The sequence below is a fragment of the Pseudomonas sp. FW305-70 genome (genome assembly GCF_058783925.1).
Genome location: NZ_JBYSYZ010000040.1, coordinates 29,750 through 46,199, shown reverse-complemented (window position 1 = coordinate 46,199; position 16,450 = coordinate 29,750). Strand labels below are relative to the sequence as shown.

General features: G+C 60.9%; 12 protein-coding genes. 6 read left to right on the top strand and 6 right to left on the bottom strand.

Features of this window, described 5'->3' with window-relative positions:
* Position 1: 1 nt before the first annotated feature.
* The gene (locus AC3WN7_RS23535; RefSeq protein WP_095965413.1) at positions 2-2,512 is read right to left on the bottom strand and encodes a putative bifunctional diguanylate cyclase/phosphodiesterase; all 2,511 of its coding nucleotides are present in this window, start codon (positions 2,510-2,512) and stop codon (positions 2-4) included.
* Between the two features lie 661 nt (positions 2,513-3,173).
* On the opposite strand from AC3WN7_RS23535, the gene AC3WN7_RS23530 reads away from it, so the two are divergent.
* Both AC3WN7_RS23530 and AC3WN7_RS23525 read left to right on the top strand, forming a co-directional pair.
* Positions 3,174-4,175: an AAA family ATPase gene (locus AC3WN7_RS23530; protein ID WP_102675237.1), complete on the top strand. Its 1,002-nt coding sequence runs from the start codon at positions 3,174-3,176 to the stop codon at positions 4,173-4,175.
* Positions 4,172-5,494 carry a DUF58 domain-containing protein gene (locus tag AC3WN7_RS23525; protein WP_095965415.1) on the top strand — a complete coding sequence of 441 codons (1,323 nt, stop codon included), beginning with the start codon at positions 4,172-4,174 and terminating at the stop codon, positions 5,492-5,494. The genes AC3WN7_RS23530 and AC3WN7_RS23525 overlap by 4 nt, the downstream gene beginning before the upstream one ends.
* A gap of 12 nt (positions 5,495-5,506) precedes the next feature.
* On the opposite strand, the gene AC3WN7_RS23520 is transcribed toward AC3WN7_RS23525, so the two are convergent.
* Together AC3WN7_RS23520 and AC3WN7_RS23515 are read right to left on the bottom strand one after the other, a co-directional pair.
* Positions 5,507-5,866, bottom strand: coding sequence for a PilZ domain-containing protein (locus AC3WN7_RS23520; protein ID WP_095965416.1), 360 nt, complete (start codon positions 5,864-5,866; stop codon positions 5,507-5,509).
* A gap of 234 nt (positions 5,867-6,100) precedes the next feature.
* The gene (locus tag AC3WN7_RS23515) at positions 6,101-6,484 is read right to left on the bottom strand and encodes a tetratricopeptide repeat protein (protein ID WP_015096630.1); all 384 of its coding nucleotides are present in this window, start codon (positions 6,482-6,484) and stop codon (positions 6,101-6,103) included.
* A 170-nt stretch (positions 6,485-6,654) separates the two neighbouring features.
* Between AC3WN7_RS23515 and pyk the strand changes: the two genes are divergently transcribed.
* Positions 6,655-8,106, top strand: a complete 1,452-nt coding sequence (gene pyk, locus AC3WN7_RS23510; RefSeq protein WP_007978464.1) for a pyruvate kinase — start codon at positions 6,655-6,657, stop codon at positions 8,104-8,106.
* 207 nt (positions 8,107-8,313) lie between these two features.
* On the opposite strand, the gene AC3WN7_RS23505 is transcribed toward pyk, so the two are convergent.
* The 3 genes from AC3WN7_RS23505 to AC3WN7_RS23495 form a co-directional block, all read right to left on the bottom strand.
* Positions 8,314-9,063: an enoyl-CoA hydratase-related protein gene (locus tag AC3WN7_RS23505; RefSeq protein WP_095965417.1), complete on the bottom strand. Its 750-nt coding sequence runs from the start codon at positions 9,061-9,063 to the stop codon at positions 8,314-8,316.
* A gap of 146 nt (positions 9,064-9,209) precedes the next feature.
* A complete protein-coding gene (locus AC3WN7_RS23500) occupies positions 9,210-10,145 on the bottom strand; it encodes an iron-sulfur-binding ferredoxin reductase (RefSeq protein ID WP_102675238.1) in 936 nt (311 codons plus the stop codon).
* Positions 10,138-11,244 carry a GGDEF domain-containing protein gene (locus tag AC3WN7_RS23495; RefSeq protein ID WP_095965419.1) on the bottom strand — a complete coding sequence of 369 codons (1,107 nt, stop codon included), beginning with the start codon at positions 11,242-11,244 and terminating at the stop codon, positions 10,138-10,140. The genes AC3WN7_RS23500 and AC3WN7_RS23495 overlap by 8 nt, the downstream gene beginning before the upstream one ends.
* Positions 11,245-11,691: 447 nt before the next feature.
* Here AC3WN7_RS23495 and AC3WN7_RS23490 point away from each other — a divergent pair, with 447 nt between their 5' ends.
* From AC3WN7_RS23490 to AC3WN7_RS23480, 3 genes are all read left to right on the top strand, one after another.
* The gene (locus AC3WN7_RS23490) at positions 11,692-13,215 is read left to right on the top strand and encodes a fumarate hydratase (RefSeq protein ID WP_102675239.1); all 1,524 of its coding nucleotides are present in this window, start codon (positions 11,692-11,694) and stop codon (positions 13,213-13,215) included.
* A gap of 144 nt (positions 13,216-13,359) precedes the next feature.
* The gene (locus tag AC3WN7_RS23485; protein WP_095965421.1) at positions 13,360-15,126 is read left to right on the top strand and encodes a sensor histidine kinase; all 1,767 of its coding nucleotides are present in this window, start codon (positions 13,360-13,362) and stop codon (positions 15,124-15,126) included.
* Positions 15,120-16,445, top strand: a complete 1,326-nt coding sequence (locus tag AC3WN7_RS23480) for a sigma-54-dependent transcriptional regulator (protein ID WP_102675240.1) — start codon at positions 15,120-15,122, stop codon at positions 16,443-16,445. Before AC3WN7_RS23485 ends, AC3WN7_RS23480 begins: the two co-directional genes overlap by 7 nt.
* The last annotated feature ends 5 nt before the right edge of the window (positions 16,446-16,450 follow it).

The following is a 16,450-nucleotide window of genomic DNA, read 5'->3' as shown; positions in this document are numbered from 1 at the left end:
TTTATGGCGATTCAGTCTTGGTCCATGGGAAATCAGTGCTCGCCATGAACCTTTCGCGAACATACTCCACAAATTGTTCGGCTGGCAGTGGCGGGGAAAACAGGAAACCCTGGTAGGTCTGGCAGCCATGCTTGACCAGAAAGGTGCGCTGAGCTTCTGTCTCCACACCTTCTGCAATCACCGAAAGCCCCAATATCTTGCTCAGGCTCACAATCGCGCAGGCGATGGCGGCGTCGTTGGAATCAACCAGCACATCTCTGATAAAGGACTGGTCGATCTTGAGTTGATCCAGCGGAAGGCTCTTGAGGTATGACAGTGACGAGTAGCCGGTTCCGAAATCATCCAGCGAAAGGCCTATGCCGATCTCTTTCAACTCGATCATTTTGGCGACAGTACCTTCCATATCCTCTATCAGCAGGCCCTCGGTCAGTTCCAGTTTCAATTTCTTCGGATCGGCCCCCGTGTATCTCAGTACTTGCAGTACCTCCTCGACGAAGTCCGGATGGTGAAACTGGCGGGCGCTGACATTCACAGCCATACCCAGCCGGGCGGTTTCCGAATGCTTTGCCCAGGCAACCAGCTGAGTACAGGCTGCCTGCAGCGCCCAACGGCCTAACGGCAGAATCAACCCCGTTTCCTCTGCCAATGGAATGAACTCGCCTGGAAACACGACTCCGCGCTCAGGATTCTGCCATCTCATCAGTGCCTCTGCGCCAATGATACGGCCCTCACTATTGACCTGCGGCTGGTAATGAAGAAGGAATTCGTTGTCCTGCAAGCCTTGGCGCAAGTCCACTTCCAGTCTGGCGCGTGCCGTGGCAACCGCCTGCATTTCCGGATCGAAGAAGCGCATGGTGTTGCGGCCCGCCGCCTTGGCGCGATACATCGCCAGGTCAGCGCGCTTCAAAATATCGTCCGCTGTGCTCAGCTGCCCCTGGAACAGCGCAATGCCGAGGCTGGGGGTGCTGTGGTGCTCATATCCATCCAACTGGTAGGAAATGTTCAGAGAGTTGAGAATCTTTTCGCCAATAGCCTTGGCCTGGATAGCGGCTTCTGGAGGATTTTCATTAAGGCCATCCAGCAGGACGACGAATTCGTCTCCGCCCAGGCGAGCCACGGTGTCGCTCTCGCGTATGCAGCCGCAAAGGCGCAGAGCAACTTGCTGCAGCAACATGTCGCCTCTGTCATGCCCCAGCGTGTCGTTCAGTGCCTTGAAGTTATCCAGGTCAATGAGAATTATCCCGCTCGTATGCAGCCTACGGGAGCTGCCCGCCAGCAGATGCTGTAACCGGTCCAACATGAGCCGCCTGTTGGCCAGCCCGGTCAACTGATCGTAGAAGGCCAAACGCTGGACCTCTTGCTCAGCGGTCTTACGGTGGGTGATGTCTGTATTGATCGACAGAACGGATTGCGGCTGGCCATCATCGTCTCGCACCAGGGTGCGATGACTTTCGAGCGTGATGGTGCAGCCATCCCGGCGTCTAAGTGTCACTTCGTCCGCCCAGTCACCCGTTTCTATCAGGCTGTTAGTGGCCGCATTGAATGCGGCGCTACCCTGGTAGATCAGCTCCTGTGCCGATTTGCCGAGTGCCTCTTCCTTTGACAGACCGTAGAGACGCTCGGCACTTTTGTTCCAGTACAGGATGCGGTTATCCATCCCGTGAACGACAATGGCGTCCTGGGCCTTGTCCAGCAGCGATGCTTGCTGGCGGGCCTGCTTCTCGCTTTCGCGCAGCACTGCCAGATAACCTTCCCTTTCAGCTGCTTGCGACTCCATTTCGCGCCTGATCTTGCCCCCGTAGATCATGGCCGCACTGACCATCAACAGCACGAACACCATGATCGCGTATTCGACCCGGCGCAGTTCTTCGACCGACTCAAGCTCCTCCTCCAGGAGCTTGCTTTGAATCAGGCCAACGCGATCGCGCACGGTACTGAGTGAGGCGAGCAACTGGGCAAACTTCCTGTCCATCGTTGCCATGCGTTTGCCAGCATTATCCGACTGCCCCTCCCTGAAGTAGGAAAAGATCAGCAAGGCCTCGTTCACCATTTCGACCATCGCGGCATCAACTGCACCCACCTCATCCTTCAATGCAAGGGTAAAGGCTTGGATATCTGCACTGTGTTCAGCCTCATGGGCGATCCGTTCTTCCAACTGTTTTTTAGCCATTGCCAAATGCTGGTTGAAGGCGCGCAAGGCTTCATTCATGTTCCGCGATTCGGCTTCAACATTATGTGTATCGAATACATTATTTCCCGGCGCATTGACTGTGGAAGCCAGGCTGCCCAGCGTTGAATAGCTCGACAGCTGTTGGACCCACGACTGGTTTGCCTTGATGGAGCGGTGATAGGTATCGACGATCAGGTGATTCAATAGCACGCTCAGCACAACAACCAGCACGTCGAATCCCGCAAGAAAAAAGTACATGCGGTGCCATTTGGTCGAGCGTGGCTTATTTGGACTGGTGGGTATGGCTTGCTTTGCGGCGCTTTTATCCCTGAAAGAATCCATTTCACAATCTCCAAACATAATCCTTCTAAATTGACCAATAGAAGCGGTATTCGGAAACCAATCAAGCTTTTGTGCCGACACTAAGAAATGCATTTGGCGATGCTAATTTCATGGTGAAATTTTTTACTCTCGGAAGCAGTCTCTTAATATTTCGGCGATAAAGCGAAATCATTTTCATTTGTTGTGTTTGACATCATCGTTTCAGGTAACGATTCTCCTCGCTCTCCATTGTAGAACTGAACGTCGGCAATCACTTTTGCCAGATGTTCTGTACCTTTCAATTTCCTCAGCCTCGTTCTGCACCTATGGCGAGCGTGCAGACCAAGCTTAGCTACTAATCTGCCATTATTCTGTTCGCCGACTGCTCCAGGTCGGTAGTAGCCCTTGATGGTCGGCAGCTTTGCGCTAGAAGCTGACCTTCGATCGAGGCAGGCAATGTCGGCAGTTGCACTTCAGGGTGGGCGAGTGACGGCTGAGATAGACTAACCTCCACCTCTGACGAATGCTCAAATGTGGGGTTGCCATGGGATTGCAATGAAGCAGATTGGCAGTCACTCACTCCTTCCACGCGTAAAAAAACACGTGAAAAAAGTTAGATTAGGTAAGTGACTGATTTATGGAAGATAAAACCAATGTAGCAGTTAGCAGGGCTCCGGAACCAATGAATGAGCCGATCGAGTCCGACGCAACGAGCCATGCCGCTCAACAGCGCCAACGTGCCGGCCATCTGGCCCAGGCCGTACGCAAAGAATTGCAAAAAGCCGTGATTGGCCAGGACAGCGTGATCGACGACGTGCTGACCGCGCTGATCGCTGGTGGCCACGTATTGCTCGAAGGCGTGCCGGGGCTGGGCAAGACCCTGTTGGTACGCGCCCTCGCCCGCTGCTTCGGCGGTGAGTTCGCGCGCATCCAGTTCACCCCGGACCTGATGCCCAGCGACGTCACCGGGCACGCGGTGTATGACTTGCAGACCGAGCAATTCAAGCTGCGCAAGGGGCCGCTGTTCACCAACCTGCTACTGGCCGACGAGATCAACCGCGCCCCGGCGAAAACCCAGGCGGCGCTGCTCGAAGCCATGCAGGAACGGCAAGTCACCCTCGAAGGCCAGCCATTGCCGATCCCTCAACCCTTCATGGTGCTCGCCACGCAAAACCCGATCGAACAGGAAGGCACTTACCCGCTGCCGGAAGCCGAACTGGATCGCTTCATGCTCAAGGTGCGCATGGATTACCCGGACGCCGAGCAAGAGCTGGACATGGTGCGTCAGGTCAGCCGCTCGACCCGGGCCGACATGCTCGATGTCCAGCCGATGCGCACCTTGTTGCAGGCCAGGGATGTGCTGGCCCTGCAACGCATCGCCAGCGACCTGGCGCTGGACGATCAGGTGCTCGATTACGCCGTGCGCCTGGCCCGCTCCACCCGCAGTTGGCCCGGACTGATCCTCGGCGCCGGCCCGCGCGCGTCCATCGCGCTGGTGCGGTGTGCCCGTGCCCGTGCGCTGCTGCGCGGCGGGGAGTTCGTGATTCCGGACGACATCAAGGGTTGCGCCCTGGCTGTGTTGCGTCATCGTGTGCGCATCGCGCCGGAACTGGACATCGAAGGGCTGGATGTCGATCAGGTGCTCCGGCAGATGCTCGACCAAGTACCGGCACCGCGGCAGTGAAACCCTCGCGCCTGCTATTGATCTGGTTAACGTCGCTACTGGCCATCGGCATCGTGCTCGGCAGTCTGCGGGCGTTGGAGCTGGCGGTACCGGCGAGCATCACGCAGATCAATTGGGGACTGCTCCTGGCATTGCTGGTCCTGGCCCTGCTCGATGCCTTTGGGCTGAAGCGACTACCCTCGCCCCGGCTGAGCCGTGAGATACCCGGCAGTCTGGCCCTCGGTCGCTGGAGCGATGTGCAACTGATCCTTGAACACGACTTTTCACAACCGCTGAGCGTACAGATCTTCGACCATGTACCCTCGGGCCTGGACTTCGAACTCCTGCCGCTGACTGTCGAGTTGCAACCGGGCCAGCACAGCCGAATCGACTATCGGCTACGTCCACTCAAACGCGGGCACTTCAGCTTTGAGCACTGCGAAATCAACCTGCCAAGCCCCTTGGGTTTGTGGTCAGACAAACGCATTCTCGATGCCGCGGACAACACCCGCGTCTATCCCGACTTCGCCCGCCTCTATGGCGGCCAGTTACTGGCTGTGGATAACTGGCTCAGCCAACTCGGCGTACGTCAACGCCAGCGTCGCGGCCTGGGTCTGGAGTTTCATCAGCTACGAGAATTTCGCGAAGGCGACAGCCTGCGCCAGATCGACTGGAAAGCCACCGCTCGCCAGCGCTCGCCCATTGCCCGGGAGTATCAGGACGAACGCGACCAGCAGATCATCTTCATGCTCGACTGCGGCCGGCACATGCGCAGCCAGGACGGCGAGCTTTCGCACTTCGACCATGCGCTTAATGCGTGTTTGCTGCTCAGCTACGTCGCGCTACGCCAGGGCGACGCGGTGGGCCTGAGTACCTTTGCCAGCGAGCAGCCGCGCTACCTTGCGCCGGTAAAAGGTACCAGCCATCTCAACACACTGCTCAATCGCGTCTATGACTTGCACAGCAGCCAACGTAGCGCCGACTACCAAGCCGCCGCTACGCAACTGCTGGCACGGCAAAAACGCCGGGCACTGGTGGTACTGGTGACCAACCTGCGCGAAGAGGACGACGATGAGTTGCTCCCGGCGGTCAAGCGCCTGAGCCAGCAGCACCAGGTGCTGGTCGCGAGCCTGCGCGAGAACGTGCTCGACACCTTGCGCCAGTCACCGGTACAGACCTTGCCCGAGGCGCTGGCCTATTGCGGGACCGTGGACTATCTCAATGCACGCGCCGAACTCCATGAGCGCTTGAACGCTCATGGCGTGTTGGTGATGGATGCGCTACCCGGCGAGTTGGGGGCGGCGTTGGTGACGCGGTATCTGGGCTGGAAAAGAGCTTGAGCCTGAGTGATCTCAAGCCGAGGCCGGCAACGACTGAAAACTGAAGTACTGCTTCAACGCCCTCACCAATTGCCCATACTCCGGCGGTGCCCGTTGCAGGCTGAAACCGGCGTCGTAATGTTGGGGGGTCGCGTCTTCGTGGCACCACAGGCAACAGGCCTGCAGGTCGATGATCCGCTGGCCGCCTTCGGTCGCCGGGATTTTCAGGCGCAGGTTGAAGTCCGCGCCGATCATCATTGGCAGCTGGCTGATCAGCATCAGCCCGTCTTCGGAGACATTGCCCAGGTAGCCGATGGGTTTGCCGGTGATACCGTTGAATACTTTCAGGAAATACGGCAGTTGATGCCGCTCGATTCGGCGGTCGGTGAACATGTGCGTTTTCGCTATGCAAGGCTCTTAAGCAGAGCCGCACTACTGCTTCGGAACGGGTACTCATTGAGTCTTGGCCCGCTCTCCCCGCTCCCGGTGCGCCAGTCCTTACGGCGCTGAGTCCTGCTTTTGCCGGTCACAGGTGTTGCCCCGATTCAGAGGCAAGGCTCTAAAACCGGTTCCTTGGACTATAGCTCACCGCCGCCGGGGAGCCAGCGATGGAATGCTCGCCTGCCATCAGAACTGCGTCGGTTTTACCGCCGCGGCACTGCGCAGCGGGTAGTGGCCCAGGCTCTGCAAGGTTTCCAGGCGGGCGCGGGCGCGGTAGGCGTATTCGCTTTGCGGATAGGCGGCAATAATGAACTGGTAGGTCTGGGCCGCGTCGATAAACATCTTCTGCCGCTCCAGGCACTGGCCGCGCATCATCGACACTTCCGGCCATACGTAAGGCCGCGCGCGGCTGTCGCGTTCGACCTTGGACAGTTCGAGCATCACCTGCTCGCAATTGCCCCGGTCATAGGCGCTGTAGGCATTGTTCAAGTGATGGTTCATTGCCCAACGGGTGCAGCCCGTGGCACTGAGGGCGCCGACGGCAAGGGCAGCAATGAGTACGAATCGCATGGGGATCTCCTGTCTTGAACGTTGTATCGACCCGTGGGCGAAAATCTTCAGGCTGCCTGGCGCAAAGTTGTCAGGTTCAATAAAGAAAGAAAAAAGTAGTGCATACGAACAATGACTACACCTTCGGAGCATAGTAGCCTCACTCAGCGCTTGAACTCAGGAGTCTTTGCATGTCCGTCCGTCGTACCAAAATCGTCGCCACCCTTGGCCCGGCCAGTAACTCGCCGGAAGTTCTCGAACAGCTGATTCTGGCTGGCCTGGACGTCGCCCGCCTGAACTTCTCCCACGGCACCCCCGACGAGCACAAGGCTCGCGCAAAGCTGGTGCGTGACCTCGCTGCCAAGCACGGCCGCTTTGTCGCCCTGCTGGGTGACCTGCAAGGCCCGAAAATCCGTATCGCCAAATTCGCCAACAAGAAGATCGAGCTGAAGATCGGTGATCAATTCACCTTCTCCACCAGCCATCCTCTGACCGAAGGCAACCAGCAAGTGGTCGGCATCGACTACCCGGACCTGGTCAAGGACTGCGGCGTGGGCGACGAGCTGCTGCTCGACGACGGTCGCGTGGTGATGCGCGTCGATACCGCCACGGCCACCGAACTGAACTGCACCGTGACCATCGGCGGCCCGCTGTCCGACCACAAAGGCATCAACCGTCGCGGTGGCGGCCTGACCGCTCCGGCCCTGACTGAAAAAGACAAGGCCGACATCAAGCTCGCTGCGGAAATGGAAGTCGACTACCTCGCGGTGTCCTTCCCGCGTGACGCCGCCGACATGGAATACGCCCGTCAACTGCGCGACGAAGCCGGCGGCACTGCCTGGCTGGTGGCGAAGATCGAACGCGCCGAAGCCGTGGCCGACGACGAAACCCTCGACGGCCTGATCAAGGCGTCCGACGCGGTGATGGTTGCCCGTGGTGACCTGGGTGTGGAAATCGGCGACGCCGAACTGGTGGGCATCCAGAAGAAGATCATTCTGCATGCACGCCGTCACAACAAGGCGGTGATCGTCGCGACCCAGATGATGGAGTCGATGATCCAGAACCCGATGCCGACCCGCGCCGAAGTGTCCGACGTGGCCAACGCCGTGCTCGACTACACCGACGCCGTGATGCTCTCGGCCGAAAGTGCCGCTGGCCTGTACCCGCTGGAAGCCGTTCAGGCCATGGCGCGTATCTGTGTCGGTGCCGAAAAGCACCCGACCAGCAAGACCTCCAGCCACCGCATCGGCAAGGAGTTCCAGCGCTGCGACGAGAGCATTGCGCTGGCGACCATGTACACCGCCAACCACTTCCCGGGCGTGAAGGCGATCATCGCCCTGACCGAAAGTGGCTACACCCCGCTGATCATGTCGCGTATCCGTTCCTCGGTGCCGATCTACGCGTTCACCCCGCACCGCGAAGCCCAGGCTCGCGCGGCAATGTTCCGTGGCGTGTACACCATCCCGTTCGACCCGGCTTCGCTGGCACCGAACGAAGTCAGCCAGAAGGCGATCGACGAGCTGGTCAAGCGCGGCGTAGTACAGAAAGGCGACTGGGTCATCCTGACCAAGGGTGACAGCTACCACACCACCGGCGGCACCAACGGCATGAAGATCCTGCACGTTGGCGATCCGATGGTCTGAGTGACCGGTTGCTGAAAATCAAAAGCCCCGCCATGTGAATGGCGGGGCTTTTTGTTTTCTTATCCATTTTTTGTTTTGCCTGATCCGCCCCCTTCGCGGGCAAGCCCGCTCCCACAGGGGTTTCCGTTGGACACAGGTTTTGTGAACAACACCGGCTACTGTGGGAGCGGGCTTGCCCGCGAAGGGGCCGGCCCTGACACCGCAAGTTCAATGCCGCTTGATAAACCCGGTCAACGCCGCCAACGCTTCCGGCGAACGCAACCGCTGGGTGAACAACGCCCCCTCCTCTTCAATCACCTTGCGCAACAACTCCCGATCCGGCGCTTTCATCAGTTGCTTGCTGATCCGCACCGCTTCCGGCGGCAGCGACTCAAAGCGCAAGGCCATCTCCCGTCCCTTGGCCAAGGCCTCTTCGCCACTGCCCAAGGCCTCATTGGCAATGCCCCAGGCAGCCGCCTGTTCACCGCTGAAACCTTCACCCAGCAGCAACAACTCCGCCGCTTTGGCCTGCCCGAGCAAGCGCGGCAGGATCAGGCTGGAACCGAACTCAGGGCATAACCCGAGATTGACGAACGGCATGCGCAGGCGCGCATCGCGGCTGACGTAGACCAGATCGCAATGCAGCAACATCGTCGTGCCAATGCCCACCGCCGCCCCGGCCACGGCGGCGATCACTGGCTTGCGGCATTCGAGCAGATTGAGCATGAACTGGAACACCGGGCTGTCGAGGCTGGTCGGCGGTTGCTGGATGAAATCGGCGATGTCGTTGCCGGCGGTGAAGCATTCGGCAGAGCCGCTGATCAGTACGGCATTGATCCCCGGGTCGTTGTCGGCCTGTTTCAGCGCCTCGGCCAGTTGGCTGTACATGGCGCGGGTCAGGGCGTTTTTCTTGTCCGGGCGATTCAGGCGCAGGGTCAACAGGCCGCGTTCGCGTTCAACTTGGATGGCATCGGTCATGGCAGGACTCAGCGGTGCGAAGTCAGAAGATTTCATTGTGGCGAGCGAGCTTGCTCGCGCCGGGCTGCGCAGCAGCCCCAAAAACCTGTGAGCGCTGCGCACTCAAGCGCGAGCAAGCCCGCTCGCCACAACAGCGGATTCAGCGCTCAACCACGGGGCAGGAACACATCGGCCAGCAGTTGATTGCGCGGCAAGCCCGCCAGGTACAGGCGCCGGGCAAAGGCATCGACACTGTCGGGGGCTCCGCAGAGTAAGGCCAGGGTTTGCCGGGACACAAGCCGCAGTTGCGCCAAAGCCGCTGGCAACTCGGCCGGGGTCCAGAGTTCGACACTCAGGTTCGGACGGCTGGCGACCATGGCCTGCAGAGGCTTGGCCAGGTAGTGCTCATCGGCATCATGGGCCAGGTGAATGACACGGATGGCACCCTGGTGATCCTGACGCAGCGCTTCGCGCAACACACCAAACAACGGACCCAACCCGGTGCCGGCTGCCAGCAACCACAATGGCCGGGTATGCCAGTCCGGATCGTAATGCAAGGCACCGCCGCGCAATTCACCGAGACGGATCGGATCGCCGATGCGCAATTGTCGGGCGGCATCGCTGAACTCCCCGGGCTGGCGGCAATCGAGATGAAACTCGAGAAAACGGTCTTCCTGCGGCAGGCTGGCAAGGGAATACGGCCGCGCCACGTTACCCGCCCACAACACCAGGTGCTGGCCGGCGCTGTAGCGCAACGGTCGCTGCGCGATCACCCGCAAGCGCAGCACCGTGGTGCTCAGCCAATCGACGGCGGCGACCTCGGCCGGTTGACCATCGACCTGCGGGTCGAAAGCATGCACCTGCAAGTCCTCGACCACCTGGCACTGGCACGCCAGGCGCCAACCCTGTTCTCGCTGCTGCGCACTCAGGGCATCCGGCCGGCTGTCGCTCGGCAGGCCCCGCACACATTGCACCAGGCACGCATGGCAACTGCCGGCGCGGCAACTGTAGGGCACCGGCACGCCGTTCTGATTCAGCGCGTCGAGCAGATTTCTGCCCGCCGCTACCGACCAGTGGCGCTCGCCAACCCGCAACTCAGGCATCGACGTTCTCCCACGCCGCCGCGCATCGGTTACGACCGTCACGCTTGGCCCGATAGAGCGCCTGATCGGCCCGTTGCAGCGCGTCATCGAGGTCGTCGCCCAACTCCAGCAGGGTCATGCCGGCGGACAGGCTGAGATTGCGCACATTCAGACCGATCAACTCGACATCGGTGAAGGCGATGCGCAGCCGTTCGCAGCACGAAGTCAGACTGTCGGCATCGCAATCGGGCAGCAGCACCACGAATTCTTCGCCGCCGTAGCGAGCCAGAACATCGCTGTCACGCAGGCACGCGGTAGCAACGCCGGCAAAGGCTTGCAGCACCTGATCGCCGGCGGCATGCCCGTGCAGATCGTTGATGCGTTTGAAATGGTCGAGGTCGATCAGCGCCAGGCCATGTACGACACCGGCTTCCATGGCGTTCAACTCGCGGGAAGCCAGGCGCAGGAAATGCCGGCGATTGAACAGGCCTGTGAGTTCGTCGGTGGCCACCAGGTCTTCGAGCTGGCGCATCATCCCGCGCAAGGTGTCCTGGTGCGCCTGCAAGGCAAAACGCCGCTGACGCATGCGTTGTCGTGAAGCCTGGACGTAGCGGGCATACAACACCAGCCACACCAGCACGATGAACAGCACGCACACCTGCAACACCGCCATGGCCGGGTCGGGCAACTGGAAGTGGTAGCCCTCCCACAGAGTGATCGCGCTGAAGCTGAAGAACACCAGCAATGCGCATCGCACAAAGGATCGGCGTGACAGATGGAACAGGCCGAACAGCAGGATAAGAACGTAAAACACCAGGAACGCCCCCCGGGCTTCGTCCAGATGGGCGATCAGCCAGGTTTGCCAGCCAAGCCCCAACAACACTTGCGCCTCGGTCAGGCTGGGGTCGGCGAAACGCAGGTTGCAGCCGCTGTAGAACACCGCGAACAGGATGGCCTGGCTGGTCACGACCAGTGCGCTGCCGATGGCGACACTGGCCAGCGGCGCGTCGTAGTGACCGGTGAAAAACGCCAGCCACAGCAATAGCAATGCCAGGGCATAGGTGCCGGCCGCGAGGGCGAAACGTTTGAGCAACAGGCGCTGGATGGCGTTATGGGTCAATCGTTGACTCACCAATTGAAAGGAGACTGACAGAGCGTCCTACTCTACAGACCGAATGTCACTTTAGTGGCGTGGCCGATAAATGACCATTCAATTTTCGGGATGACCCGATTCCCCTGCAGGAGCTGCCGCAGGCTGCGATCTTTTGATCTTGCCCCTTAAAAGATCGCAGCCTTCGGCAGCTCCTACAGGGGCCAGGTACGACAATGAGACCAAGGTTTGACCACTGGCGCGTGTGCCGCTCAACGAGGCGCGGTATACTGCCGCGCCTTTTTAGCGTCGCGCCAGCATGCCCGGCGTGCCTTGTGACCCTGAGGGTCAGCCTCAAGCCTCAAGCTTCAAGCGGCAAGTTCAGAGCGGAACGCGCACTGCTTCAGCTTGCCGCTTGAAGCTTATGGCTTGAAGCTGCCCCATTGAATGTTCCCGTCTTTTAGAGGAGCGCGACTCATGACCGTGATCAAGCAAGACGACCTGATTCAGAGCGTTGCCGACGCCCTGCAGTTCATTTCCTACTACCACCCCGTGGATTTCATCCAGGCGATGCACGAAGCCTACCTGCGCGAAGAATCGCCAGCGGCCCGTGACTCCATGGCGCAGATCCTGATCAACTCGCGCATGTGCGCCACCGGCCACCGTCCGATCTGCCAGGACACCGGCATCGTCACCGTGTTTGTCCGCGTGGGCATGGACGTGCGCTGGGATGGCGCCACCATGGGCCTGGACGACATGATCAACGAAGGCGTGCGTCGCGCCTACAACCTGCCGGAAAACGTCCTGCGCGCTTCGATCCTCGCCGACCCGGCGGGCGCTCGCAAGAACACCAAGGACAACACCCCGGCAGTCATCCACTACTCCATCGTTCCGGGTAACACCGTGGAAGTGGACGTGGCAGCCAAGGGCGGCGGTTCCGAGAACAAGTCGAAAATGGCCATGCTCAACCCGTCCGACTCGATCGTCGACTGGGTGCTGAAGACCGTCCCGGAAATGGGCGCCGGCTGGTGCCCACCGGGCATGCTCGGCATCGGCATCGGCGGTACTGCCGAGAAAGCCGCCGTCATGGCCAAGGAAGTGTTGATGGAATCCATCGACATTCACGAGCTCAAAGCTCGCGGCCCGCAGAACCGCATCGAAGAAATGCGCCTGGAGCTGTTCGAGAAGGTCAACCAGCTGGGCATCGGCGCCCAGGGCCTCGGTGGCCTGACCACCGTGCTCGACGTGAAGATCATGGACTACCCGACCCACGCCGCTTCGCTGCCGGTGTGCATGATCCCGAACTGCGCCGCCACCCGTCACGCGCACTTCGTGCTCGACGGTTCCGGCCCGGCCTCGCTGGAAGCGCCACCGCTGGACGCCTACCCGGAAATTGTCTGGGAAGCCGGCCCGTCGGCCCGTCGCGTCAACCTCGACACCCTGACCCCGGAAGACGTGCAGAGCTGGAAGCCGGGCGAAACCGTCCTGCTCAACGGCAAGATGCTCACCGGTCGCGACGCTGCGCACAAACGCATGGTCGAGATGCTGAACAAGGGTGAAACCCTGCCGGTGGACCTGAAAGGTCGCTTCATCTACTACGTCGGCCCGGTCGATCCGATCGGTGACGAAGTGGTTGGCCCGGCAGGCCCTACCACCGCGACGCGGATGGACAAGTTCACCCGTCAAATCCTCGAGCAGACTGGCCTGCTGGGCATGATCGGCAAGTCCGAGCGTGGCCCGACCGCGATCGACGCGATCAAGGACAGCAAGGCCGTGTACCTGATGGCCGTCGGCGGCGCCGCTTACCTGGTCGCCCAGGCGATCAAGAAGTCCAAGGTGCTGGCGTTTGCCGAACTGGGCATGGAAGCGATCTACGAGTTCGAGGTCAAGGACATGCCGGTGACCGTTGCAGTCGACAGCAAGGGCGAGTCCGTACACATCACCGGTCCTGCCATCTGGCAGAAAAAGATCAGTGAAAGCCTGGCGGTGGAAGTGCAATAAACGGCACTGATGTCTGCTGAAAAAACCGGTTTGTCGGCGACGACAGGCCGGTTTTTTTTCGGCTGGATCTCGATACTCCGGCGAGAGCAGAGCGCCCTTCGCATGCTATGGTGCCTTCCCCTATTTTGGCCTGTTGCTCACTGCATGTTGCCGACCTCCCGAACCCTGCGCCTGGCGCTCTACACCCTGCTCATCATCGCCGGCGCCGCCATCGCCGCGACCCTGGCCATGCGCCACGCCGCGCGCCAGTCAATGGTCGAAGACGCCGCCCGAGCCAATCAGCAACTGGCGCTCTATGCCACGTCGCTGCATACCCTGATCGAACGTTACCGCGCCCTGCCCGCCGTGCTGGCGCTGGATCCGGAGTTGCGCTCGGCACTCAAGGGGACGGTGAGCCCCGGGCAGCAGGATGCGTTGAACCGCAAACTGGAAAAGATCAACGGCGCCGCCGAATCCTCGACCCTGGAATTGCTCGATCGCACCGGCCTCGCCGTAGCGGCGAGCAATTGGCGTTTGCCTAGCAGTTATGTCGGCCACAACTACGGTTTCCGTCCCTATTTCAACCAGACCCGCACTCAGGGCACCGGGCGTTTTTACGCGGTAGGCGTGACCAGCGGGATTCCCGGCTACTTCCTCTCCAGCGCGGTCAGCGATGACGACGGGCAGTTCCTCGGCGCCATGGTGGTGAAACTGGAATTTCCCGAACTGGAACGCGAGTGGCGCCAGGGCAGCGACACGCTGTTGGTCAGCGACGCGCGCGGGATCATCTTCATCGCCAACCAGCCGGGCTGGCGCTATCGCCTGCTCAAGCCGCTCGGCGACAGCGATCACGCCGAACTCAAGGCCACCCGCCAATACGACAAGCAGCCCCTGACACCGCTGGAGTTTCAATCGTTGCGGCGTTTCGACGACAACAGTGACCTGGTCCGGGTCGATGGCCCGGACGGCAAGGCGGACTACCTGTGGGAGTCCCTGCCGCTGACAGCCGAGGGCTGGACCCTGCATCTGCTGCGGCGCCCGCAAGTCGCCTTCGAAGACAGCCGCAATGCCGCCCTCGCTGCTGCCGGCTTGTGGCTGACCCTGGTGTTCCTGCTGCTGTTTCTCAATCAGCGCTGGCGTCTGGCCAGACTGCGTCAGCGCAGTCGCGAAGAACTCGAACGACTGGTAGAAGAACGCACCCGCGACCTGCGCACCGCCCAGGAGGGTCTGGTGCAGTCGGCCAAACTCGCGGCGCTGGGGCAGATGTCCGCGGCCCTGGCCCATGAAATAAACCAGCCACTCACCGCCCAGCGCATGCAGTTGGCGACCTTGCGCCTGCTGCTCGACCACGGCCGGGTCGACGACGCCTACAAAGCGCTCAAACCGGTGGATGAAATGCTCACGCGCATGGCCGCCCTCACCGGCCACCTGAAAACCTTCGCCCGCAAAAGCCCCAGCGGTTTGCGCGAACGCCTGGACCTGGCGACAGTGGTGGACCAGTCGCTGCAACTGCTCGACACCCGGCTGCGCGACGAACAGGTCAGCACCGTGTTGCACCTGACCCGTCCGGCCTGGGTGCGCGGCGATGCGATTCGCCTGGAACAGGTGCTGATCAACCTGCTGCGCAACGCCCTCGATGCGATGCAGGACAAACCCTGCAAACGCCTGGAAATCCGCCTCGAAGCCGACGAACAATTGTGGCGCCTGAGCGTGATCGACAACGGTGGCGGTATCGCCGAAGAGAACCTGTCCAAGGTGTTCGATCCGTTCTTCACCACCAAACCGGTGGGTGATGGTCTGGGCATCGGTTTGGCCGTATCGTTCGCCATCGTCCACGAATCCGGCGGGCGCCTGACTGCCGACAATCATGACAAAGGTGCCGTGTTTACCCTGACCTTGCCCATCGACCAGGAGGTGCATGAACCATGCTGAACTCAGTGATGGTGGTGGACGACGAAAGCAGCATCCGCAGTGCCGTCGAGCAATGGTTGAGCCTGTCGGGTTTCGAGGTGCAGCTGTTCAGCCGCGCCGATGAATGCCTGGCGCAATTGCCCAGGCACTTTGCCGGGGTGATTCTCAGCGATGTGCGCATGCCCGGTATGACCGGCCTGGAACTGCTGGCCGAGGTGCAACGCCGGGATGCCGATTTGCCGGTGATCCTGTTGACCGGCCATGGCGACGTACCGATGGCCGTCGAGGCCATGCGCGACGGCGCCTACGATTTCCTCGAAAAGCCCTTCAGCCCGGAAACCCTGCTCGGCAGCCTGCGCCGCGCCCTCGACAAGCGCCGGCTGGTGCTGGAAAACCGCGCACTGCACGAGCAGGCAGACAACCGCGCCAAACTCGATGCCACGCTGCTCGGCGTGTCCCGTGGCCTGCAGACCCTGCGCCGGCAGGTGCTGGACCTGGCAGCCCTGCCGGTGAACGTGCTGATTCGCGGGGAAACCGGTAGCGGCAAGGAGCTGGTCGCACGCTGCCTGCATGACTTCGGGCCGCGAGCCGACAAGCCCTTTGTCGCACTCAATTGCGCGGCCATCCCGGAGCAACTGTTCGAGGCCGAACTGTTCGGTCACGAGAGCGGTGCGTTCACCGGGGCGTCCGGCAAGCGCATCGGCAAACTCGAATACGCCGACGGTGGCACGCTGTTTCTCGATGAAATCGAAAGCATGCCGCTGGCCCAGCAGGTGAAATTGCTGCGGGTGTTGCAAGAGCAGAAGCTTGAGCGACTGGGTTCGAACCAGAGCATTCGCGTGGATTTGCGCATCATTGCCGCGACCAAACCGGACCTGCTCGACGAAGCCCGGGCCGGACGTTTTCGCGAAGACCTGGCCTATCGCTTGAACGTCGCAGAACTACGACTGCCGCCCTTGCGCGAACGCCGTGAAGACATCCCGCTGCTGTTCGAATCCTTCGCCCAAAACGCCGCCGAACGGCTGGGACGTAAATTTCCACCGTTGAGCGGTGCGCAGTTGAGTCACCTGCTGAGCCACGACTGGCCAGGCAATGTGCGCGAACTGGCGAACGTCGCCGAGCGTCAGGTGTTGGGGCTTGGTGAGCCTGTACCGGCAGGGATCGAGCCCGGTCAGTCACTGGCGGCGCAGCAGGAGGCCTTTGAAGCACAGTGCCTGCGCGCGGCGTTGACCCGGCACAAGGGTGATGTCAAGGCGGTGCTTGAAGAGCTGCAACTACCCCGGCGAACCTTCAATGAAAAGATGCAGCGGCATGGGTTGAGCAGAGAGATGTTCCTGTAGCGTCT